Raw genomic sequence first — 20346 nt, 5'->3', positions numbered from 1 at the left:
CCGGTCCGGCCCTCCCAGTTAACACTCGACTTGATCGGGTACCTTCCTCGGCGTCTTGTCGGCGTCGAGGAAGGGGTCGGGCGACCCGTGGCGAGCAAGGACCGATCACTTCTCGGAAAAGCCGGGTTGCTGCTCATGTGCGGCTTCCTGACCGCCGTGGTGGTTTCCGCCGCCTCGTTCCCGGCCGTCGCGCTGGGCGGGCTGGTGGCCAAGGCGGGTGCCGAGGAGTTCGCCTCGCTGCCCAGCACCATCGTCGAGCAGGCCGCGCCGCAGGTGACGCGCGTCTTCGCCGCCGACGGCAAGACCCAGCTGGCCGTGCTCTACGACGAGTTCCGCAGCGACGTGCCGAACAGCCAGATCTCGGTCAACATGCAGAACGCGATCGTCGCCGCCGAGGACCACAAGTTCTACGAGCACAACGGCGTCGACGTGAAGGGCATCGCCCGCGCCTTCGTCAACAACAGCCAGGGCGGCTCGCAGCAGGGCGCCTCGACGCTGACCATGCAGTACGTGCGGATGGCCCAGGCCTACGGCGCGAAGACGGCCCAGGAGGCCATCGACGCGACGAAGGACAGCCCCGAACGCAAGATCGCCGAGATGAAGTACGCGCTGCAGATCGAGAAGGATCTCAACAAGAAGGAGATCCTGACCCGCTATCTCAACCTCGCGCCGTTCGGCAACGGGGCGTACGGGATCTATGCCGGCGCTCAGGTCTATTTCAAGAAGTCGCCCAAGAACCTCACGATCGCCGAGTCGGCGCTGCTGGCCGGCATGGTCAAGGCGCCGACCGCGTTCGACCCGACCACCAAGACCGGCTATCCGCAGGCGCTCGACCGGCGCAACTACATCATCGACAACATGGTCGGGCTGGGCCAGATCACCAAGGCCGAGGGCGAGGCGGCGAAGAAGACCAAGCTTTCCCGTACGACCAACCGGCCCGGCAACGGGTGCACGTCGGTGTCCACGAACAGCTGGGGCTTCTTCTGCGACTACTTCTACCGCTGGTGGATGGAGCAGAAGGACTTCGGCGACAACGCGTACGACCGGGAGCGCCAGCTCAAGAGCGGCGGGTACACGGTCGTCACGTCGATGGACGTCAAGGCCCAGAACGCGGCCCGGCACGAGATCAACCGCAAGATCAAGGACGACAACAAGAACGCGGTCGTGATCGCGGGCACCGAGCCGGGCACCGGCCACGTCAAGGTGCTGGCCACCAACCGCAAGTTCAAGCTCGACGACGGCTCCAACCCGCTGAGCTCGAACCCGGCCGCGCGCAAGGCCGGGGCCCGCGCCTCCTACCCGAACACCACCAACCCGATCATCACCGGTGGCGGCGACATCGCCGGTTACCAGGCCGGCTCGGTGTTCAAGATGTTCACGATGGTGGCCGCGCTCGAGAACGGCTACGAACTGGACCACCCGATCACGTCGGACTCGACGTACAAGTCGAGCTACCCGGTCGCGTTCAACTCGGATGCCGCCTGCCCGGGCACGTCGTTCTACTGCCCGTCGAACTCGTCGCCCAACACCAAGGGCACGTTCAACATGTGGACCGGCTTCGGCAAGTCGGTCAACACGTACTTCGTGCCGCTGCAGGAACAGGTCGGGGCCGAGAAGGTCATCGACGTGTCCAAGCGGTTCGGCATGGTCTACCGCTCCTCCAGCGACCGCGACCTGATGAAGACCGAGGCCGCGGCGCACGAGTTCGGCGCCTTCACCCTCGGCGTGACCACGTCGACGCCGCTCGACATCGCCAACGCGTACGCCACCCTGGCCGGCGACGGCAAATACTGCGCGCCGACCCCGATCAAGCAGATCACCGCGTCGAACGGCAAGAAGCTCAAAACCGGCCAGCCCAACTGCGTCCAGGCGACCACCCCCGACGTGGCCCGCAAGACCATCGACGCGGCCCGCTGCCCGGTCGGCGACCGCGCCCAGCTCGGCAACTGCAACGGCAGCACCGAGGCCAACGCCTACCGCACGATCAGGCACCCGATCTTCGGCAAGACCGGCACCACCGACAGCGACCGTACGGCGTCGCTCGTGGTGGGCTCGTCGAGCCTGGTCGTGGCGGGCTACATGGTCAACCCGGACTGGGCCAACCACACCGACCGCATGCGCCACGACATCGTCAACCCGGTCACGTACCGCACGCTGGCCGACTACCTCGACGGCACCGACCCGGTGGAGTTCAAAAAGCCCGGCGAGTAATTCGGTGTCGCCGCCGCGCCGGGGTTGGTTATAAAGCTCGGGTGACCGAGGAGACCCTGGCCGGCGGCAACACCGTCGGCGCCGCGCGGATCGGCGACGTCGTGCACAAGCAGGCGTCGCCGTGGACGCCGACGGTCCACGCGCTGCTGAAATACCTGGAAGAGGCCGGTTTCGACGGCGCTCCGCGGGCGCTCGGCTTCGACTCGCAGGGCCGCGAGATGCTCTCGTACCTTCCCGGCGAGACTGCTGCGGGCCGGTTCCCCTGGCCGTCCTGGGCGTTCACCGACGTCACGCTGACCCAGGTCGGCCAGTGGCTGCGCCGGGTCCACGATCTAACGGCCGGTTTCGTGCCGCCGCCCGGCGAGCGGTGGTTCCGCGGCCGCACGATGCAGCCCGGCCAGATCATCGGCCATCAGGACGTCGCGCCGTACAACGCGGCGGTCCAGGGCGACCGGCTGACCGGCTTCTTCGACTGGGATACGGCCGGCCCGTCCTCCCGCGACTTCGACCTGGCGTTCGCGGCGCTGTGGTGGGTGCCGCTCTGCCCGCCGGAGGTGGCCGGGAGCGTGGGCTTCCATCACCCCGGCGACCGGTCCCGCCGCCTTCATCTGCTGCTCGACGCGTACGGCTACGAGGACGACCGGCTCGCCTTCCGCGACGCGATCGTGCACCGTTGCCGGCTCCAGGCTGCGGCGATGCGCGAGATGGCCGCGGCCGGCGACCCGGCGGCGATCGCGTTGCTGCCGGTGGCGCGCTACATCGAGGACTCCGCGACCCACGTCGCTGAGCTGCCGGAGGGCTTTTTCCTCAGCTGAGGGCGGGCGCCGGCCGATGGACTGTGCCGTGAAACGACGTTTTGTTGCCGCGGCGGTTCTGGTGCTGGCGCTGGCCGGGTGCACCTCGGCCGACGGGCCCGCGATGACGGTCGAGCAGGCCGGCGCGACATATCTGGAACTCAGCACCGCCTCGAACGCGGCGCGGGAAGCCTGGATGCGCGCTCCGGCCCCGACCACTGCCACCCTTGCCCAGCACAAGCAGTTGGCGGAAGAGGCGGCGGAGGCCACGGCCACCTTCTCTCAGGGGCTGCGGGACAACCACTGGCCCGACGAGGCGCAGCCCGCCATCAGCGCCCTCGACGACGCGCTGCAGGAGCGCGAGGCCGCGTACAAGCGCGTCGCCACGGCTGGGAACGTCGCCGACTATCTGGCCGCCGCGAGTGAGGTTCCGGTGACGACCAGCCTGACCGGGGACGTACGGAAGGCTCTCGGTCTGCCGGAAGGTGCGGTGGTCACCGGTGCGACCCCGCGGTGACCGGTTCGTGACTGCTATCTAGATCGAGGTTGCCTGGGGCGGTCAGCATCGGCTTCGTGGACCTTGTTATTCGAGACCGGCCCGGACCGGCAGTGGACGCGGGGCGGTGTCAGGACTTGCGACGAACGTTGATCGTGACCCGGGGTCTGCCGGCTTCCGGCAAAACGACCGAGGCGCTGAGCTGGGTGGCCGAGGATCCGGAGCATCGGGCCCGGGTGGGCAGCGACGAGATCGCCGCGATGCTGCATCCGCACGTGCTGGCCAGCGACGGGGCGGCGTACAGCTCGCGTTACGCCGAGCGGGAGCAGCTCGTGGTGAACGCCGCGATCGAGGCCCTGCTGCGCTCGGGCGTCGACGTCGTCTGCGACGACCCGTTCCTGCTGCCGCACTACCTCGACGCCGTACGCGAGCTGGCCGCACGCTGCGACGCCGAGCTCGTGGTGTGGGACTTCACCGCCGTCGACGTCGAGGACTGCATCGCCCGCGACCGGCAGCGCGGGCTGGCCGGCGGCCGGGCGATCGGCGAACAGAAGATCCGAATACAACACCAGCTCTTCAGCGCGTACGAACAGGTCGCCGCGGCCGAGGACGGCTGAGCCCCTATGCTGCGCGGGTGGCTTATGTCTTGCGGGCGGTCATCGCTCCCGGCCGTGCCCTGCAGCAACGCGGGCACGGTGTCGTGGTCGACCTCGAGCAGGGGTTCGCGCTCATGCCGATGACCTCGGCCCAGCAAGCCGACGAGCCGTACGGCGAATTCTTACCTCGAGGCTTCGAAGCGACGCTCGCCGAGTGGTCCGCCGAAGATCCGATCGCGTACGTCGAGGCGGAGTACTGGGCGGGCACGGGTCTGCAGTACGCGACGGTGTGGCACCGTGGCGAGGTCGTGTTCGGCCCGCTGTTCAAAGACGAGGACGAGCCGCTGCCGGCCGAGGGGTCGCCGATCTCGCAGGCGCTGCGCCGGCTCGGTGTGTCCGCGCTGGGCCACTACGACGAGTTCGACGCGGCCGGGCTGGGCCGGCATCGCGGCACCGAGGACTGGATCACCGCAGGCGGCGCCTCGACACCGAGCCCATGACGTCGAGGACGACCTCCCCGTTGTCGACCTCGTATGTCCACGGTGGCTCGACGAACGTCGTCCACAGCTTGCTGCCGTCCAGGCTCCAGGCGGCCAGTTCCAGCTCGGCCGACATGAGCACGACGTCGTCGTGGCGTTGCCAGCCCCAGAAGCCGACTTCCGTACGGTCGTGCCAGGTGCGCCGCCAGCCGCCGGACCGGGCGTCGTAGCCGAGCAGACGGGTGCCGGCGCCGATGAAGACTTGGCGCTGCTCCGGGACGACCAGGACTCCGGGCGTGAAGCCGGCGACCGCGGGGGAGAACCGCTGCGTGATCACCAGGCCCGGGCGACCGGATCCGACGGCGACGAAGACGTATCCGTTGTCGTAGCCGGGGTCGGGAAAGTCCTCGGCCAGCTGCGCATCCCTCCGGAGCAGGTCGAGGTCGGGTGGCGCGCTCGAGTTGACCGTGACTGCTAGATCATCCATGGGCACGGCACAGCTCCAGCAGTTGCTCGTCCTCGGGAACCTGGGCGCTCGACCACGAGTGGGGTGAGACGTTGAACCGCCGCTCGGCGGTCAGTTCGGCCCTGAACAGCGGCCGCAACGCGTCGGCCAAGGGGCCGGTGGCGGCCTCGGCGATCTTCGGGCGGGTCATCGGGTCGGCGTGCCAGGCGGTGGTCAAAGGCAGCGCCACCCGATCGGTTTCGCCGGTGAGACGCCACAGCGCGAGGGCGGCCGGCGTCGGCGCCGGAGCGTCCAGGTAGGTCGCGACCAGCGGTCCGGCCGGGGCCGCGGCCGGGCCCATGACGGCGATCTCCTCGAACGCCGCGCCGCCGGCCGGGCCGTCCAGGCGGGCCGTCACCAGCGCCAGGGCGCCGGGGAACCGGTCGATCCGCCACAGCGCTCCGGCCGCCGCGACGGCCAGGCGGGGATCGTCGCTCTTCGCGGCCACCCGCAGCAGGGGCAGCGCCTCGGCCGCCGCCGGACCGATCCGGCCGAGGGTGGCCGCCGACCAGGCCGTCAGGGGCGAGGCGAGCAGGCGGGGGACGGCCGGGGCGGCGGCCGGGCCGAAGGCGCGCAGCGCGGTCTGGAACGCGTACCACTCGAGGGGTTCCCGATCGCCGTCGGCCAGCAGGGGCAGCACGGGAACGAGCTCGGCGGTGATCCGGGCGGCGTGCTCCGGATAGCGGGCGAGCAGGTAACCGGTGTCCTTCGGGCGCCGCGGGAACCGCAGCGAGGCCAGCAACATCGGGAGCGCCCGGTCGTCGCCCAGGCCCGCGAGGATCTCGACATACGGGTGCAGGCCGGGCGGATCGTTCGAGTAGCGGACGGTCCACTCCGGCAGGCCGTCCCGCCACGGCCGGCCGTCGATGTGAGCGAGCCGCCGGGCCACGGTCTCCGCGGCGGGGGCGGCGACCGGCCCCCAGTGCCGGAGCATGCTGCCGGCCCGCCCGGCCAGCTGTCGTGACCGTTCGAAGAACGGCGCGATGCGGCTCACCGTCTCGTGATAGTCGCCCCGCCAGGCCTGGATGAGCTTGTTCGCGGCCCACAGGGCGTCGCCGGCCAGGTCGTCGTGGGGTGAGGCGAGCAGCGGGGTGACGATCGCGATGCGTTCGGCCACGCGCGGCCCGAGGGCGTCGGTCAGGTCCTCGACCATCCGCGAGCAGTGCGGCGCGCGGCGGCCCGCCTCCATCTCCTCCCGCATCACCCGCAGCGAGCCGATCAACGTGTCGGTCTGGAAGCCGCCCGCCTCGGCCGTGGGGCCTTCCTCGGCGTACGCGCGGTCGATGAGCTCGGGCACGCCGTCGAGAGGCGTCCGCTGCGGGTCGCTGCGGGCCACGGCGATGAGCGCGGCCAGCCCGGTCGAGGCCGGCGCCGACCGGACCAGATCCAGCAGGTGCCCGACCTCGTCGGCGTCGAGTTCCAGACTGCCGAGCGCGTCGAAAAGACCCATCCGCGCCTCAGCGTTGTCCTCAGTGCCCAGCAGGCTGACGAACAGGCCGGGCGTTGCCGCGTCGATGGCGACCAGCAGCTTGGGCGCGGCGGCGCGTACGGCGGGGTCGGGGTCGTCGGCCAGCGCGGTCAGGGCGGGCGCCGCGGCCACGGCGAGCGCGTGGGCCCGTACGGCCTGGCGGCGCATCTCGATCGTGCCCTCGTCGTCCAGCTCGGCCTCGTCCGGCCACTCGGCGACGTCGGCCACATCGGCGAGCAGCTGGGCTATCGCGTCCCGGCCGGGCAGACCGGGCGTGGTCAGGGCCTCGATCAAGAACGGCACCGCGGCCACCGTCGAGTCGTAGATGTCGCCCTGGTGGTGGACGGCGCCGTACATGGCGTCGAGGGACGTCTCGCGGATCGCCGGATCGGGGTCGACCAGGCCGCGTATCCACCTCGGCACCTCCCCGGCCGAGCCGTAGGCGTGCTCCAGCGATTCCCAGTCGATGTCGTCCAGCCCCGCGAACACGGCGCAAGCTTAGGTGCCGTGATCACGGCGGAGCAGGGCGAGGGTGCCGGGCAGGAGCGCCCCGGCCGTCCAGGCCGCCGTCACGGCCGGGCCTCGGATCGGCCCGGACTGACGGTGGCGCGGCGCGTGCGGGATCAGCCCAGACTGACCGTGGCTGCGCGTAGCTCCTGGAGGGCGGCCAGCGTATAGGGGGCCAGGTCGGTCTCGCCCTCGGTCTCGGACCACTGGGCGTAGCCCCGCTTGAAGGCGAGCACCCCCAGCTCGCCCGCGAGGGCGGCGATCGGGTCGGGCACGCCGCGGGCGACGAGTGCGTCGGTGATGGCGGCGGCCAGGCTGACGGTCTTGAGAGCGTCGCGTTCCTGCAGCTCGGTGCTGGCGGCGACTGCGGCCTTCAACCGGGGGCCGAGCTCGCGGTTGAGCGGGCCCATCGTGCTCGACGCGCGTTCGAGCCCGGCCGCGACCGCCTCGAGCGGGCTGGCCGTCGCCGGGGCCTCGGCGATGCCCTCGGCCAGCAGCGTGCGCAGCGTCTCCTGCCCGGCCACCAGCAGCTCACGCTTGTCGGGGAAGTGCCGGAAGAACGTGCTCTTGGTGACGCCCGCCCGCTCGGCGATCTGCGCGACCGTCGTGGCGTCATACCCCTGCTCGGCGAACAGGTCGACCGCGGCGACGACGAGCCGCTCCCGCGCCCCCGGTTCCCAACGAGCCATGCCCCCATCATAGTGACGGGACCTTTGTCCCATCACCGTGGTAGCGTGACGGGACAAGAGTCCCATCACTTGCGGGAGAGTTCCATGCGCGTCTTCCTCACCGGCGGCACCGGCCTGATCGGGTCCGCCGTCACCGCCGAGCTGCTCGGCCACGGCCACACCGTGCTCGCCCTGACCCGCTCCGCCGCGTCCGCGCAGGCCGCCGAGGCCGCAGGCGCCGAGCCGCTGCCCGGCGGGCTCGCCGACCTCGACGTGCTGCGCGCCGGCGTGGCCCGGGCCGACGGCGTGATCCACCTGGCCTTCGGCAACGACTTCAGCAGCGCCGAGGCGGTCGCCCGATCCGTCGCCGAAGAGGGTGCGGCCCAGGCCGCGATGGGCGAGGCGCTGGTCGGCAGCGACCGCCCGTACGTGACGGTCTCGGGCACGCCGTGGGTGCCCGGCCGTGCCTCGGTCGAGACCGACCAGGTGCCGACCGACGGCCCCGTCGGCGGCCGGGGACGCGCGGTCATGGGGGTGCTGGCGCTGGCCTCGCGCGGGGTGCGCAGCACGGCCGTCCGGCTGCCGCGCACGGTGCACAACCAGGGGCAGGGCGGGTTCGCCGGTCTGCTGACCGGCATCGCGCGCCAGACCGGGATCTCGGGCTATCCCGGCGACGGCACGATGCGCTGGCCCGCCGTCCACGCGTTGGACGCGGCGGTGCTCTTCCGGCTCGCCCTGGAGCAGGGGCCGGCGGGTACAGCCTGGCACGCGGTCGACGACGAGGGCGACGCGGTGCGCGACATCGCCGGGGTGATCGGACGGCGGCTCGGCCTGCCGGTGCAATCCGTCCCGGACGACACGTTCGGGCCGCTGGGGCCGATCTTCGCTACCGACCAGCCGTCGTCGAGCGCCTACACGCGGGAGACGCTGGGCTGGGTGCCGTCCCACCCGAGCCTGCTGAAGGATCTGGAGAACATTCAGCCTTGATCCCGGGCGGGGTTTGTCCCTGCGGCTCTGCTTGGCTCTCGCGATTGCCGCCTGCGCCGTCGGCCCTGACTGCCGCTTGCGGTCGGTTGTTGGCCAAGGGCGGCTTCCCAGGCGGGCGGGTGGTTGGCCGGGGTCTCTGCCGCCACTCACGCCGGGTGGGTTGCTTGGGTTGCTTCGGCGGCCTGTCGTTGTGCAGTCGGCTTCTGCGGCCGGTTTCGCTTGAGGGGACGCGGACCGTAACGGGCGGCACTCAGCGGGACCACGACGGCCACCGCCTGGGCAGCCGCTTTTGACTGTGAGTGGCTGCAGAAAGCTCGACCACCCGCGCCGTCGGCCCTTGACTGCCGCTTGCGGTCGGTTGTTGGTTAAGAGCGGCTTCCCAGGCGGGTGGGCGGGTGGCCGGGCTCTCTGCCGCCACTCACGCCGGGGTGGGTTGCTTGGCATACTTCGGCGGCCTGTCGTTGTGCAGTCGGCTTCTGAGGCCGGTTTCGCTCGAGGCGACGCGGACCGCAACGGGCGGCACTCAGCCGGACCACGACGCCCACCGCCTGGGCAGCCGCTCTTGCCGCCCGTCGACGGTGAGTGGCGGCAGAAAGCTCGGCCACCCGCTCACCCCGCCTGGGAAGCCGCTCTTGCCGCCCATCGACGGTGAGTGGCGGCAGAGAGCCCGGCCACCCGCCCACCCCGCCTGGGCAGCCGCTCTTGCCGCCCATCGACCGTGAGTGGCGGCAGAAACTCGACCACGCCGCTCCGCCGCCTGGCCAGCCGCTTGCCTCGCTGACCCTGACCGCGACCTGCGCCGTCGACCCCGAATGCCGCGCCGCCATCGGTCAGCCCGGATGCCCGCTCGATCTGCCCCCCGCTGAGCGCTTTCAGAGAACTGTCGTGCGGTCGGCTCGCCGATCTTGGACTGTCGACGACTATACAGGCAATTTAGAGAACGGTTGCTTATTGATGGCATGATCTAATGCGGCATTGTCCCTATGGGGTGGCGGATAATGTAGGCATGGGTCAGATGTCGTTGTTCAGTCGGGCCGTTGTTGCTGGGATGCGGGACAGGACAAAAGCGCGTAATTACTCGCCCGGTAATGAGGAGTTTCGGCGGGAGCATGAGCGGCGTCGGGCTTTTGGGTTGCGGCGGCGGCATGAGGAGAAGGCTCGGTGGGTGGCGGAGAATCAGCCTGAGGCGTGGGCTCAGATCCGGGCGCTGGCTGCTGCTGAGACGCCAATAAAGACGCGTTTGGCCGCGCCTGTTCCGGCGCGGGTTGTTGTTCGTCGGCGTTGGGTCAGTCCGTTGGGGGTGCCGCTTCCGGTTTTGCGGCTTGCCGGCGCTCGTTGCATTTTGATGAGAATGTGTGGTTGTTCTCCGGCGGTGGTTGCGGTGACACTCAGGCTGCGGGTCGGTGCAACCCGTCGTGCTGTGGTCGGGGTTGAAGAAATGGCCGATTCGGTGGCGGGAGCGGATTCTGACGTGGGTTCCGAGGCCGGCGAGATTCGGTCAAGCGTTCAGTTGACTACAGCGTTGATTGCCAGTCCGGCCGCGATGAGGGTGAATCCCGCGATCAGCGCCGGCTTGCGGGCCGACCGGCCGACGGTGACGCCGGCGAGGCCGGTCAGCAAGCCCAGCACGGCGGCCGCGGCGGGCACGGGGCGGATCCAGTCGGGGCCGTCGACCGGGCAGGCGATCTGGCCCGAGGCGTCGAAGCAGGCGTTCGACATGAGGGGTGCGGCCAGAAACAGGGTGAGGGCCGCGAACAGGAGCAGGAGCGCGAAGACTCCGACGAAAGCCGGGCGGCCATACCGTGTTGTCACGTGCGGGATCCAACCACACGAAAGGGCAAGAGTGGGGGCAGGCCCTGGCGCGGAAGCTGCTGGAAGGTTACTTTCCATTTACATCGATCGATGGAAAGCCCCGGTTCCTTCCTCTTCCCCCAGGAGGCTGATCGAAAATGACAACGATGTCACCGTACCGCCGGTGGCTGGCCGTAGCGGCGGCCACCGCAACCGCGACGGCCCTGAGCGCCGTCCCGGCCGAGGCCGCCCCAGCCCCGGCCCCATCCGTACGAGGGCTGTCGGCCACGCAGCAGATGGAGCAGCAACGTCCCCTGGTGGCGGCCGCTTCCGCCGTACGGTGGGCAGTTGAACGCGGCTCCTACCCGGGCTACGCCGGCATCACCCTCAACAAGGCCGACGTCACCGTCTATTGGAAGGGCGCCCTGCCCGCCTCGATGCGCCGGGTCGTCGACCAGGCCTCGGGGCAGGCGCCGGTCAAGGTGCAGCGCGCCGCCTACTCGATGGCCGAGCTGCGGCAGGCGGCCGCGAAGCTGAGCGGGCAGGCCGTCAAGCTGCAGCCCGACGGCAGCGGTCTCATCGTGTCGGTTCCCCAAGCCGTACGGGCCACTGCTGTGCCGGATGTCGGCGTGCCGGTCACCGTGGTCGCGGAGGCCGCTCTCGAGCCGGTCAGCCGCGACGACGACTGGGCGCCGTGGAAGGGTGGCGCCACGATCGTGAACACCGACCAGGGCACCGCCTGCACGTCGGGCTTCGGCGTGCGGAACGGGTCGGCCAGTTACATCCTGACCGCGGCCCACTGCGGGCAGGCCGGGCAGCGCTTCACCGACGGGCGGGGCGAGTTCATCGGCACGATCGGCCCCCGCCACCAGGATCACGACGTGGAGCTGGTGCCGACCTCGAGCGTCGACGGCTACATCTACGTGGGCACGCCGACCGACAGTGTCGCCGCGCCGGTCGAGGGCTGGGGCTGGACGTTCGTCGGCGAATACCTCTGCCAGTCGGGCGTGACCAGTTCGCGGCAGCTCGGCCGGCCGGTGTGCAACCTGAAGGTGCTGTTCTACTACGCCGACCGCGAGGACCTGGTCGAGGCGGAGCAGACGGAGGGCCAGCCGGCGGCGCGGCCGGGTGACAGCGGTGGCCCGATCTATTCGATCGCGGCCAGCGGCAAGGTCGTCGCCAAGGGCACCACCACCCGTACGGCGGGGGCCCGGATCGGCTTCCAGGACTACGGCACCGCGTGGCGCGACTTCGGGGGCATTGTCCCAGCCACCCGGTAGGTTGCGGGCGTGACGTTTCGTGGCTGGCCCAGCGAGGCCCTCGAGTTCTACGAGGGCCTCGCCGCCGACAACTCGAAGACCTACTGGACGGCGCATCAAAGCTTCTACGAGGAGCAGGTGCGCGACCCCATGCGGGAGCTGCTGGCCGCGCTCGAACCCGAGTTCGGGCCCGGCAAGATCTTCCGGCCCTATCGCGACGTGCGGTTCAGCAAGGACAAGACGCCGTACAAGACGCATCTCGGGGCCTGGCTCGACGGCGGGCACTATATCCAGCTGTCCGCGGACGGGCTCGCCGCCGGCTGCGGGATGTATCAGCTGGAGCCCGAGCGGCTCGAGCGCTATCGCCGCGCGGTGGCCGACGACAAGACGGGCGAGGAGCTGACCGCGATCATCGCGTCGATCGAGGGCGGCGGCATCGGCGTACACGGGCACGGGTCTTTGAAGACGGCACCGCGGGGCTATGCCAAGGATCACCCGCGCGTGGAGCTGCTGCGGCACAAGGGCATCACGACCTGGCGGGAGTGGGAGCCCGCGGCCTGGCTGGGCACGAGCAAGGCGAAGACCCGCGTCGTCGAGTTCCTGCGGGCCAGCCGGCCGCTCAAGGACTGGCTCGACACCCACGTCGGGCGTTAGCCCGGCAGCGGCCGCCGGCAGTGATAGACCAGGGCGGGCGGCAGGTTGGCCCAGACCGTACGGCCGATCACGACCTCGTCGAAGCGGGCGCGCAACGAGCGCAACAGGCGGCGCGCGGGCGGCGCCCAGCGGGCATGCACGTACGCGAAAGTGGTGAACGCCCCGCCCGGCGCCAGCGAACCGGTCACCGCGGTGAGCACGTCGCCCTGCAAGGCAGGGGAGAAGGCGGCCCAGGGCAGGCCGCTGACCACGACGTCGGCCGGTGCTGAGAGCAGGGCCGGCAGCTCGCGGGCGTCGGCCTGGACGACCTCGACCGTGGGATGCGCCCGGGAGAGCCGCCCGGCGAAGCGCGGGTTGATCTCGACGGCGACGTGCCGCCCGCGGCCGGCCAGGCGCCGCTGGATCGCCGCCGTGAATGAGCCCGTGCCGGGGCCCAGCTCGACGACCGTCGGATCGCCGGTCCGGGGCACCGGCGCGATCATCACCTCGGCGAGTGTGCGGCCGCTGGGCGCCACCGCGCCGACCTCCAGGGGGCTGCGTGCGAACTCCACGAGGAAACTCATGAGCGTGACGCTAGGGCCGGGAACGGCCGGAAGATCTCGTGCGGGCAGGCGGACCGGCGGCCAGAAGGAGGAGACCGGGCGGCCGGTGGCAGGGGAGCCCGCGTGCGCCCGCGGACGTATCGTGACCTGGTGAAGGCACTGATCGACGTGGGCATCGGGGTGGCCGCCGCCCTGTTCGGCGCGGTCATGATCGTGCTCGGCGCCCCTTCCGGTCAGCCGGTCGCCCAGTGGCTGCTCATCGAGGCCTCGGTGCTCGCGCTGGTGCTGATCAGGCACTTCCCCCTGGTGCTGCTCGGCATCGAGGTCGTGCTGGTCGTCGTGACCGACATCGTGCTCCCGTACGAGAGTCACGTCGCACCGCTGGCCGCGGGGCTCGCGCTCGGCGCCGTCGCCTACCGGCACAGTGGCCTGGTCACGACGGCGGGCTGGCTCGCCACGTACGGGGCCGTGGTCTTCACCGTCGGCCGGCACGACCCGGGACTGCTCTCGGGCGTGGAAGGGGCGTTGCGTCTGTGCTCGATCGCCGCCGCGGTCGGGGCGCCGGTCGCGTTCGGCTGCTGGCTGGCCGGGCTGCGCAAGGTCGCGGCCCAGGAACGCGAGCGCGCGATCGCCGAGCGGGAGGCGGCCCGGATGGGGGAGCGGGCCCGCATCTCCAACGACCTGCACGACCTCGTCGCCCATCACGTGTCGGCGATCGCGATGCGGGCCGGCTCGGCGCGCTATGCCGCCCTGCACGGGAGCGGGCCGGCGGCCGAGCGGCTCGAGGAGTCGGCGACCGCCCTGGACGCGATCCACACCAGCGCGGGCCAGGCGCTCGTCGACCTGCGGGGGCTGCTGCACGTGTTGCGCGATCCGGGCAGCGCCGATCCGCTGCTCGACCCCGAGCAGATGATCAATGATGCGGTCGAGCGCAGCCGTGCGGCGGGGCTGACGGTGACGGCCGATGTGGACGTACGGCTGGCCATGGCGCCGCTCGCGCTGCGGGTGACGGCGGCCCGGGTCGTACAGGAAGCTCTGACCAATGCTTTGAAACACGCCCCGGAATCGGCTGTCAAAGTCGCGCTCAAGAAGGACGACGGAAGGCTTTCGATCATGGTGGATAACGATTTGTCGGATAAATCGGACAGTGCGCTGCCGTCGTCGGGGCACGGGCTCGCCGGAATGCGAGAGCGCGTCGAGATCCTCGGGGGGACCTTCGCGGCCGGGCCGTCCCGCGACGGCTGGAAAGTCGCCGTCACCCTGGAGCTGCCATGATCCGCGTCCTCGTGGTGGACGACCAGGAGCTCGTACGGGCCGGGGTGACGCTCCTGCTGCGGACGGCGGGCGAGGACGTGGTCGGCGAGGCCGCGGACGGGCACGAGGCCGTACGGCTGGCCGAGCGCCTGCGCCCCGACGTGATCCTGATGGACCTGCGGATGCCGCGCGTCGACGGCATCGAGGCCACCCGCCGCATCCTGGCCGCCGCGCCCACCACCCGCGTCGTCATGCTCACCACGTTCGGGGAGGACGCCGAGGTGTACGGGGCTTTGCGCGCGGGCGCCGTGGGCTATCTGCTCAAGGACGGCGCACCCGAGGCCATGGTCGACGCCGTACGCCGGGCCGCCCGCGGCGAATCATTGCTGGCCCCCGCCGTACTATCCCGGGTGGTCGCCCGCGCCCTGAGCGCCCACCGCGAGCAGGCCCAGCCCGGCGAGCTCGACGCCCTGACCCCGCGCGAACGCGAGGTGCTGACCCTAGTTGGCGCGGGTCAGTCCAACGCCGAGATCGGCGAGACCCTGCACCTCGGCGTGACCACCGTGAAGTCGCACGTCGCCGCGGTCACCGAGAAGCTGGGCCTGCGCAACCGGGTGCAGGCCGCGGTCATGGCCCACCGGCTCGGCCTCATCGACGACGACTTCAAGCCCGTACGGTGATGGGGTAGGGCTTTTCCGCCGGCAGGAGCTCGCGCGCACCCGCCTCGTCGCCTGCGTCGAGCCGCCCCTTGATGTCGCGGGCCAGCGCGGTCACGTCGGTGATCCCGGTGACCCACTCGTCGGCATACCTGTCCGAGGCGACCCCCGACAGCCCGAGCTGCAGCGACCGATAGGGCAGCGGCTGCAACCGCAACGACCGCTCCGGATCCCACTGCACCCGCACCGGGCTCGCCTTGGCCGCGGCCGCCCACGCCTGCCGGTCGGCGTGCACGTCCCGGTCGTAGTGGCTGAGGACCGCGTTGGCCAGCGCCCACTCGAACCCGTCACGCCGGACCGACACGGCCAGCACCCGCTCCTGGCCGGGCTTGGTGGCCCAGCCGCAGCGATACATCATCCACAGGAACGACGGCTTGACCCAGGTCATCCGCCCCCGCTTGAACGGCGGCACGAACCGCCCGGCCGCCACCGCCGGCCCGGCGATGGCAGGCGAATAGGCCTGATAAACAACAATCGTCTCCGAGTCGAAAACCGCCCGAATCTGCCGGTAGGGAACCTCACTCACCGGACCATGATCGCGCGAGGGGACCGGTCAGCGCACCTGATTACCGTAGCGGCGCGCCAGACTGTCCACATCGGGCTCGCCGTACGTGGCCACCAGCTCGGCGAACCGGGCGACCTTGGCCGGACCGAAGCGGGCCAACGACTCCGCGTACGACTTGGCGGTCCAGAAGCGGGGCGGGGTTGTCTTGCTGTGGAACTTGTCGGCGTACATGATCACGGTTTCGGTGGGGGTCTCGTCGAGGTAGTCGGCCGGGGGGAGGGGCAGGGCCTGGGTCAGGATGTCGTCGCGGGTGAGGCCTACTCCGGTGTGGTGGGAGCAGATGCGGGCCAGCGGCTCGGGCAGGTCGAGGGAGCGCAGCAGCTCGTGGCCCAGCACGCCGTGGCGGATGTAGGCCTCGTCGGGGCGCAGGCGGTAGACACCGATGTCGTGGAGCAGAGCCCCCGCCCGTACGAGGTCGGGGTCGGTGCCCGGGGCCGGGAAGCTCAGGGCCAGGTCGCGCACGATCAGGCAATGCGTCCAGACGAGCTCGAACGCCGCGGGGGTCGGGGCGAAGCGTTCGTGCAGGGCGCGGATCTCGTCGTCGGTGGGCAGGTCGGTCACGGGCGGGAGACCGTCGCCGGGTTGAAGCCGTACGGGAGCTCGAGGCGGTGGGCGTGCAGCAGGGGCTCGTCGGCGAGCAGGTCGGTCGTGGGGCCGTCGGCGACGATGCGGCCGGCGTCGAGGATGACCGCCCGCGGGCACAGCTGCAACGCGTACGGGAGGTCGTGGGTCACCATGAGCACGGTGACCGGCAGCGGCTCGAGGATCTCGGCCAGCTCGCGGCGGCTGGCCGGGTCGAGATTTGACGACGGCTCGTCGAGCACGAGGATCTCGGGCCGCATCGCGAGCACGGTGGCCACGGCGACGCGGCGGCGCTGACCGAACGACAAGTGATGCGGCACCTGGTCGCGATGCTCGCTCATGCCGACCGCGGCCAGTGCCTCGTCGACGCGTTCTTCCAGAAGAGCGCCCCGTACGCCCAGGTTTTGCGGGCCGAACGCCACGTCCTCGGCGACCGTGGGCATGAAGAGCTGGTCGTCCGGGTCCTGGAAGACGATGCCGACGCGGCGGCGGATCTCGGCCAGGGCGGCGCGGTCGGCCGGATCGACGCGGGCGCCGGCCACGTCGATCGTGCCGGGGCCGCCGTGCAGGATGCCGTTGAGATGCAGCACCAGCGTGGTCTTGCCGGCGCCGTTCGGGCCGAGCAGGGCGACGCGCTCGCCGGGGGCCAGCGTGAGGTCGATGCCGTGCAGCACGGGGGTGCCGTCGGGGTAGGCGAAGTGCAGCCCCTCGACACGCAGAGCAGTCATTCTCGTCAGCCTAATCCCGCGATCAGCGCGATCCCCGCGGTAGCCACCGGTAATGCGGCCGCCGTCACCCACTGCGACATCGGCGCGCGGTTTTCGGACGTACGGGGAAGCCTTCCCGTGTAACCCCGCGACACCATGGCCAGATACACGCGCTCCCCACGCTCGTACGCCCGCAGGAACAGCGCCCCCACGCTCACCGCGAACGCCTTCACCTGCCACAGGAACCGCGGGTCGTACCCCCGGGCCAGCCGGGCGATCCGCATCCGCCGGGCGTCGTCGGCCAGCACGTCCAGGTAGCGCAGCATGAACGTCGCGATCTGGGTGAACACGGCCGGGCAGCGCAGCCGGTCGAGACCGAGGATCAGGTCGCGCATCGTGGTCGTGGCCGCCAGCAGCAGCGACGCCACGACACCGAGGGTGCCCTTGGCGAAGATGTTCCAGGCCCCGTGGATGCCGTCGAGCGACAGGGACAGCCCGAGCCAGTCGACCCGTTCCCCCTGCCCGGCGAACGGCAGCGCGATCGCCAGCAGCACGAACGGCAGCTCGATGGTGGCCCGCTTGGCCAGCCACAGGGCGGGGACGCGGGCGGCCACGGCCACGATCGCCAGCAACAGGGCGTAACCCCCGAACGCCCAGAACTCCGTACGGGGGGTGATGACCACGATGATCGTGAACAGCAGGACGGCGGCGATCTTGACCTCGGGCGCCAGGCGGTGCACGGGGCTCACCCGCTCCAGGAAAAGTGCGCCGCCCATCTAGGCGTCCGTCCCCTGGCGGCGTCGGGCCACCCAGAAGAGGCCCGCGCCCACTCCGAAGGTGATCAGCACGCCCGCCGTGCCCGCCAGCAGCGTCGACACGAAGCTGTTGCCGACGCCCCGGATCCCGTAGTCGGCCAGCGGCGAGTCGCCCAGCTGATGCTCGCCTTCCTCCTGCGCGATGCAGGTCCCGCCGGTGATCTCACCCTCGGCGTTGAACGTGCAGCCCTCGCGGGCCGTCGCGTCCAGCCCGTCGGGGCTCGACGACGCGAAGTTGCTCACCACGCCGGCCAGCAGCACGGCCACGAGCAGCCCACCGGCCAGGAACCAGCCCAGCTTCTTGGTCATGCCTTCACTCCAGCCTCGACGACGGGCGCCGGCTTGCGGAAGCGCCTCAGGGCGTACACGAGATCGGGCCGGACCTTGGCCACGGTGGCGACCGTGGTCGCGGCGATCAGGCCCTCGCCGATGCCGATCAGGGTGTGCGACAACGCCATCGTGCCCGAGACCCAGGGCAGCGACAGCTCGGTCGTGCCACCCAGCGCGTATTCGAACACGAAGCCCTGCGAGGCCACGACCACGCTGACGACCGACGCGACGAACGCCGTCACGGCCAGGCCCTGCGCGTTCCGCGGCAGCACCCGCAGCAGACCCGCGACCAGCAGATATCCGGCCGCCGTGCCGAGCAGCGCCATGTTCGTGATGTTCAGGCCGAGCGCCGTCAGGCCGCCGTCGGCGAACAGCAGGCACTGCACTATCAGCACCGTCGACACGCACAGCGCGCCCACCCACGGCCCGACCAGGATCACTGCCAGCGTGCCGCCCAGCAGGTGCCCCGACACGCCCGGCAGCACCTGGAAGTTCAGCATCTGCACGGCGAAGATGAACGCCGCCACCAGCCCCGCCATCGGCGCCAGCCGCTCGTCGAGATCGTTCCTGGCCTTCCGCACGCAGAACGCGAGCGCGGCCACCGCCAGCACCGCGAACACCGCCGACACCGGCCCGTCCACGATCCCGTTGGCGATGTGCATCGCCGTCGTCTCCATGACGCCTCCCGACTACGGATCTTGGCCGCAGCTTATGAGCAGCACCCGCTGTTGCAAAGTCTTGGCAATTGAACTCCATATGGCAACTGGTAGTTCGACGCATCACTAGTCACGGATGGGTTCATTCATCCCTCTCAAGACAACTTCCAGATCATGTCCTAGCGGGGTGGTGGGTACGGACCGTCGCTCCCGCGGGGGCCGCGACACGATGAGCTGGCCGCTGGCGCGTCCAGGACGCTCATCGCGCCACGGCGACCTGAGTGAGTGGTTGCGCCCAAAATCCGCATGACAGACTCCGGTGCTGTCACCCGTCGATCTAGCGTGCACCGGAAGGGCGGAATGGCTGACGAGGCACAGTTGCAGGTCATGGAGTTCACCAACCTGTCGTACGGGTCGCTGACCTGCCTGATCCGGTGCCTGAGCGGCATCGTCCGGGTCGGCGACCGGGTGCGGCTGGTGGTGTCGGACTCGGTCGTGGAGGGCCCGCTCGTCGACGGCCTGACGGTCACCCGGATCGAGCGCTCCCACGATGTGACGGTGCCGTTCACCGACCCCGGCATGGGCGCGGCGCTCACCGCGACCGGCGACATCGACGTACGGGCGATCCGGGCCACCACGGCCGGAACCCCCGCCGACCAACTGTGGCGGCGCAAACTGCTGTTAGTCCTGGACTGACCGCTCGCCCGGTCGATGGTTCAGGGCCGCGAGGATGACCTCCTGACTGGCGTGGACCGTGGTCGCGAACGCGCCGGGTTCGCGACCGAGGCGTTCGGCGCCCGCCCGCACGACGCCCGACAGCAACTCCACCGTGAGCGGCACGTCGCCGACGTCGCGAAACTCCCCGCGCCCGATGCCGTCCCGGACGACGTTCTCGACCTCGGCCACGATCGCGTTGAACGGGTTGCCCGGCCCCTTCGGCACCTCGGCGACCAGCGGGCCCGCGCCCGGCCGGAACATCGGCTGCAACGCCTGATCCATGGAGGCCCGCAGAAAAGCCTCGACGATCTCCCGCAGCCGAGCCGCAGCCGGCTCCTCAGCCCGCCCGGCGATCGCCGCCACCCGGGCCAGCGCGGGTCGGGCGGCCCGCTCGGTCAACGCCAGCACCAGCGCACTCTTATCCCGCGCGTAGTTGTACAACGTGTTACGCGCCAGCCCGGCCCGGGCCGCGATATGCCCCATATTGATCGAGTCGTAGTCCCGCTCGAGCAGCAACTCCCGCAAGGCCCCGGCAAGCTCCGCCCACACCATCTCGTGGTGCTCCTCAATACTGGCTCCCCGAATCCGCGGCACCCGCCAATCCTCCCTCACCACGCTCCCCACCCGACGCCCCGCCGCGCCACTCGAGGCCCCGCCAGCGCCCGAGGTGCCAGCGAACGCCCCACCGCCCGAGGAGTTATGCGCACCCGAGGCGTCACGCGGACGATGAACGTCGACGGGTTCGCGATCCCCCGCAGCGGCCGCCCGAGGTGTCACGCGCGCCCGAGGTGTCACCGGACGCCCCGCCGCGCCCGAGGCCCCGCCCGCGCCCGAGGTGTCACCGGACGCCCTGCCGCGCCTGAGGGGTCACCCGCGCCCGAGGTGTCACGCGCACCCAAGGCCACGCCCGCGCTCGAGGTGTCACCGGACGCCCTGCCGCACCCGAGTGCCACCCGCGCTTGAGGTGTCACTGAACGTCCCGCCGCGCCCGAGGTGCCGCCCGGCGCTCAGCTGCGCCCGAGGTCGCTGGCGACCGCGGCGTGGCGC

23 protein-coding genes are annotated in these 20346 nt (G+C 70.9%); 11 read left to right on the top strand and 12 right to left on the bottom strand.

Going from position 1 to position 20346, the window contains the following annotated elements:
* Window positions 1-87: 87 nt before the first annotated feature.
* The 5 genes from JKJ07_RS32040 (at window position 88) to JKJ07_RS32020 (ending at window position 4597) form a co-directional block, all read left to right on the top strand.
* A complete protein-coding gene (locus JKJ07_RS32040; protein WP_307834509.1) occupies window positions 88-2211 on the top strand; it encodes a transglycosylase domain-containing protein in 2124 nt (707 codons plus the stop codon).
* A 41-nt stretch (window positions 2212-2252) separates the two neighbouring features.
* Window positions 2253-3026, top strand: coding sequence for a phosphotransferase (locus JKJ07_RS32035; protein ID WP_202995623.1), 774 nt, complete (start codon window positions 2253-2255; stop codon window positions 3024-3026).
* Between the two features lie 28 nt (window positions 3027-3054).
* On the top strand, window positions 3055-3522 hold the full coding sequence (locus JKJ07_RS32030) for a hypothetical protein (RefSeq protein WP_202995622.1): 468 nt from the start codon (window positions 3055-3057) through the stop codon (window positions 3520-3522).
* Window positions 3523-3638: 116 nt separating this feature from the next.
* Window positions 3639-4118, top strand: coding sequence for an AAA family ATPase (locus JKJ07_RS32025; RefSeq protein ID WP_202995621.1), 480 nt, complete (start codon window positions 3639-3641; stop codon window positions 4116-4118).
* Between the two features lie 17 nt (window positions 4119-4135).
* Complete coding sequence (locus tag JKJ07_RS32020; protein ID WP_202995620.1) at window positions 4136-4597, top strand: hypothetical protein; 462 nt, start codon at window positions 4136-4138, stop codon at window positions 4595-4597.
* Here JKJ07_RS32020 and JKJ07_RS32015 read toward each other — a convergent pair.
* The 3 genes from JKJ07_RS32015 to JKJ07_RS32005 form a co-directional block, all read right to left on the bottom strand.
* Window positions 4563-5063, bottom strand: a complete 501-nt coding sequence (locus JKJ07_RS32015) for a hypothetical protein (RefSeq protein WP_202995619.1) — start codon at window positions 5061-5063, stop codon at window positions 4563-4565. The two genes, JKJ07_RS32020 and JKJ07_RS32015, sit on opposite strands and share 35 nt — an antisense overlap.
* On the bottom strand, window positions 5056-7038 hold the full coding sequence (locus JKJ07_RS32010) for a hypothetical protein (RefSeq protein WP_202995618.1): 1983 nt from the start codon (window positions 7036-7038) through the stop codon (window positions 5056-5058). Before JKJ07_RS32010 ends, JKJ07_RS32015 begins: the two co-directional genes overlap by 8 nt.
* A gap of 134 nt (window positions 7039-7172) precedes the next feature.
* Window positions 7173-7745 (bottom strand): TetR/AcrR family transcriptional regulator, encoded by a 573-nt coding sequence (locus JKJ07_RS32005; protein ID WP_202995617.1) that lies wholly within the window; start codon window positions 7743-7745, stop codon window positions 7173-7175.
* A gap of 84 nt (window positions 7746-7829) precedes the next feature.
* Here JKJ07_RS32005 and JKJ07_RS32000 point away from each other — a divergent pair, with 84 nt between their 5' ends.
* Window positions 7830-8711, top strand: a complete 882-nt coding sequence (locus JKJ07_RS32000) for an SDR family oxidoreductase (protein WP_202995616.1) — start codon at window positions 7830-7832, stop codon at window positions 8709-8711.
* A gap of 1506 nt (window positions 8712-10217) precedes the next feature.
* Here the strand turns inward: JKJ07_RS32000 and JKJ07_RS31995 are convergent.
* A complete protein-coding gene (locus tag JKJ07_RS31995) occupies window positions 10218-10523 on the bottom strand; it encodes a hypothetical protein (RefSeq protein WP_202995615.1) in 306 nt (101 codons plus the stop codon).
* A gap of 146 nt (window positions 10524-10669) precedes the next feature.
* Here JKJ07_RS31995 and JKJ07_RS31990 point away from each other — a divergent pair, with 146 nt between their 5' ends.
* The gene (locus JKJ07_RS31990) at window positions 10670-11782 is read left to right on the top strand and encodes a chymotrypsin family serine protease (RefSeq protein WP_202995614.1); all 1113 of its coding nucleotides are present in this window, start codon (window positions 10670-10672) and stop codon (window positions 11780-11782) included.
* A 9-nt stretch (window positions 11783-11791) separates the two neighbouring features.
* Complete coding sequence (locus JKJ07_RS31985; RefSeq protein ID WP_202995613.1) at window positions 11792-12415, top strand: DUF2461 domain-containing protein; 624 nt, start codon at window positions 11792-11794, stop codon at window positions 12413-12415.
* On the opposite strand, the gene JKJ07_RS31980 is transcribed toward JKJ07_RS31985, so the two are convergent.
* Window positions 12412-12978: a class I SAM-dependent methyltransferase gene (locus JKJ07_RS31980; RefSeq protein WP_202995612.1), complete on the bottom strand. Its 567-nt coding sequence runs from the start codon at window positions 12976-12978 to the stop codon at window positions 12412-12414. The two genes, JKJ07_RS31985 and JKJ07_RS31980, sit on opposite strands and share 4 nt — an antisense overlap.
* Before the next feature lie 129 nt (window positions 12979-13107).
* Here JKJ07_RS31980 and JKJ07_RS31975 point away from each other — a divergent pair, with 129 nt between their 5' ends.
* Window positions 13108-14232 (top strand): sensor histidine kinase, encoded by a 1125-nt coding sequence (locus tag JKJ07_RS31975; protein ID WP_202995611.1) that lies wholly within the window; start codon window positions 13108-13110, stop codon window positions 14230-14232.
* Window positions 14229-14891 (top strand): response regulator, encoded by a 663-nt coding sequence (locus JKJ07_RS31970; protein WP_202995610.1) that lies wholly within the window; start codon window positions 14229-14231, stop codon window positions 14889-14891. Before JKJ07_RS31975 ends, JKJ07_RS31970 begins: the two co-directional genes overlap by 4 nt.
* Here JKJ07_RS31970 and JKJ07_RS31965 read toward each other — a convergent pair.
* Genes JKJ07_RS31965 through JKJ07_RS31940 form a run of 6 tightly spaced genes read right to left on the bottom strand, consistent with a single transcriptional unit; the run spans window position 14875 to window position 18603 of the window.
* A complete protein-coding gene (locus JKJ07_RS31965; RefSeq protein ID WP_202995609.1) occupies window positions 14875-15453 on the bottom strand; it encodes a DUF4291 domain-containing protein in 579 nt (192 codons plus the stop codon). The genes JKJ07_RS31970 and JKJ07_RS31965 overlap by 17 nt on opposite strands.
* A gap of 27 nt (window positions 15454-15480) precedes the next feature.
* The gene (locus JKJ07_RS31960; protein ID WP_202995608.1) at window positions 15481-16053 is read right to left on the bottom strand and encodes an HDIG domain-containing metalloprotein; all 573 of its coding nucleotides are present in this window, start codon (window positions 16051-16053) and stop codon (window positions 15481-15483) included.
* Window positions 16050-16802, bottom strand: a complete 753-nt coding sequence (locus JKJ07_RS31955) for an energy-coupling factor ABC transporter ATP-binding protein (protein ID WP_202995607.1) — start codon at window positions 16800-16802, stop codon at window positions 16050-16052. Before JKJ07_RS31955 ends, JKJ07_RS31960 begins: the two co-directional genes overlap by 4 nt.
* Window positions 16803-16807: 5 nt before the next feature.
* Entirely contained in the window at window positions 16808-17557 is a 750-nt protein-coding gene (cbiQ, locus tag JKJ07_RS31950) for a cobalt ECF transporter T component CbiQ (protein WP_202995606.1), read from the bottom strand.
* On the bottom strand, window positions 17558-17905 hold the full coding sequence (locus JKJ07_RS31945; RefSeq protein ID WP_202995605.1) for a PDGLE domain-containing protein: 348 nt from the start codon (window positions 17903-17905) through the stop codon (window positions 17558-17560).
* Complete coding sequence (locus tag JKJ07_RS31940) at window positions 17902-18603, bottom strand: energy-coupling factor ABC transporter permease (RefSeq protein ID WP_202995604.1); 702 nt, start codon at window positions 18601-18603, stop codon at window positions 17902-17904. Before JKJ07_RS31940 ends, JKJ07_RS31945 begins: the two co-directional genes overlap by 4 nt.
* A 339-nt stretch (window positions 18604-18942) precedes the next feature.
* Here JKJ07_RS31940 and JKJ07_RS31935 point away from each other — a divergent pair, with 339 nt between their 5' ends.
* On the top strand, window positions 18943-19278 hold the full coding sequence (locus JKJ07_RS31935) for a hypothetical protein (RefSeq protein WP_202995603.1): 336 nt from the start codon (window positions 18943-18945) through the stop codon (window positions 19276-19278).
* Here the strand turns inward: JKJ07_RS31935 and JKJ07_RS31930 are convergent.
* Window positions 19264-19893 carry a TetR/AcrR family transcriptional regulator gene (locus JKJ07_RS31930; RefSeq protein WP_202995602.1) on the bottom strand — a complete coding sequence of 210 codons (630 nt, stop codon included), beginning with the start codon at window positions 19891-19893 and terminating at the stop codon, window positions 19264-19266. The genes JKJ07_RS31935 and JKJ07_RS31930 overlap by 15 nt on opposite strands.
* Window positions 19894-20346 lie beyond the last annotated feature (453 nt).

Origin of the sequence: Paractinoplanes lichenicola, from assembly GCF_016785085.1 — a bacterium.
Lineage (GTDB): Bacteria > Actinomycetota > Actinomycetes > Mycobacteriales > Micromonosporaceae > Actinoplanes > Actinoplanes lichenicola.
Note: the sequence above shows the minus strand (reverse complement) of the source record. Positions and strands in the feature narration are given on the sequence as shown.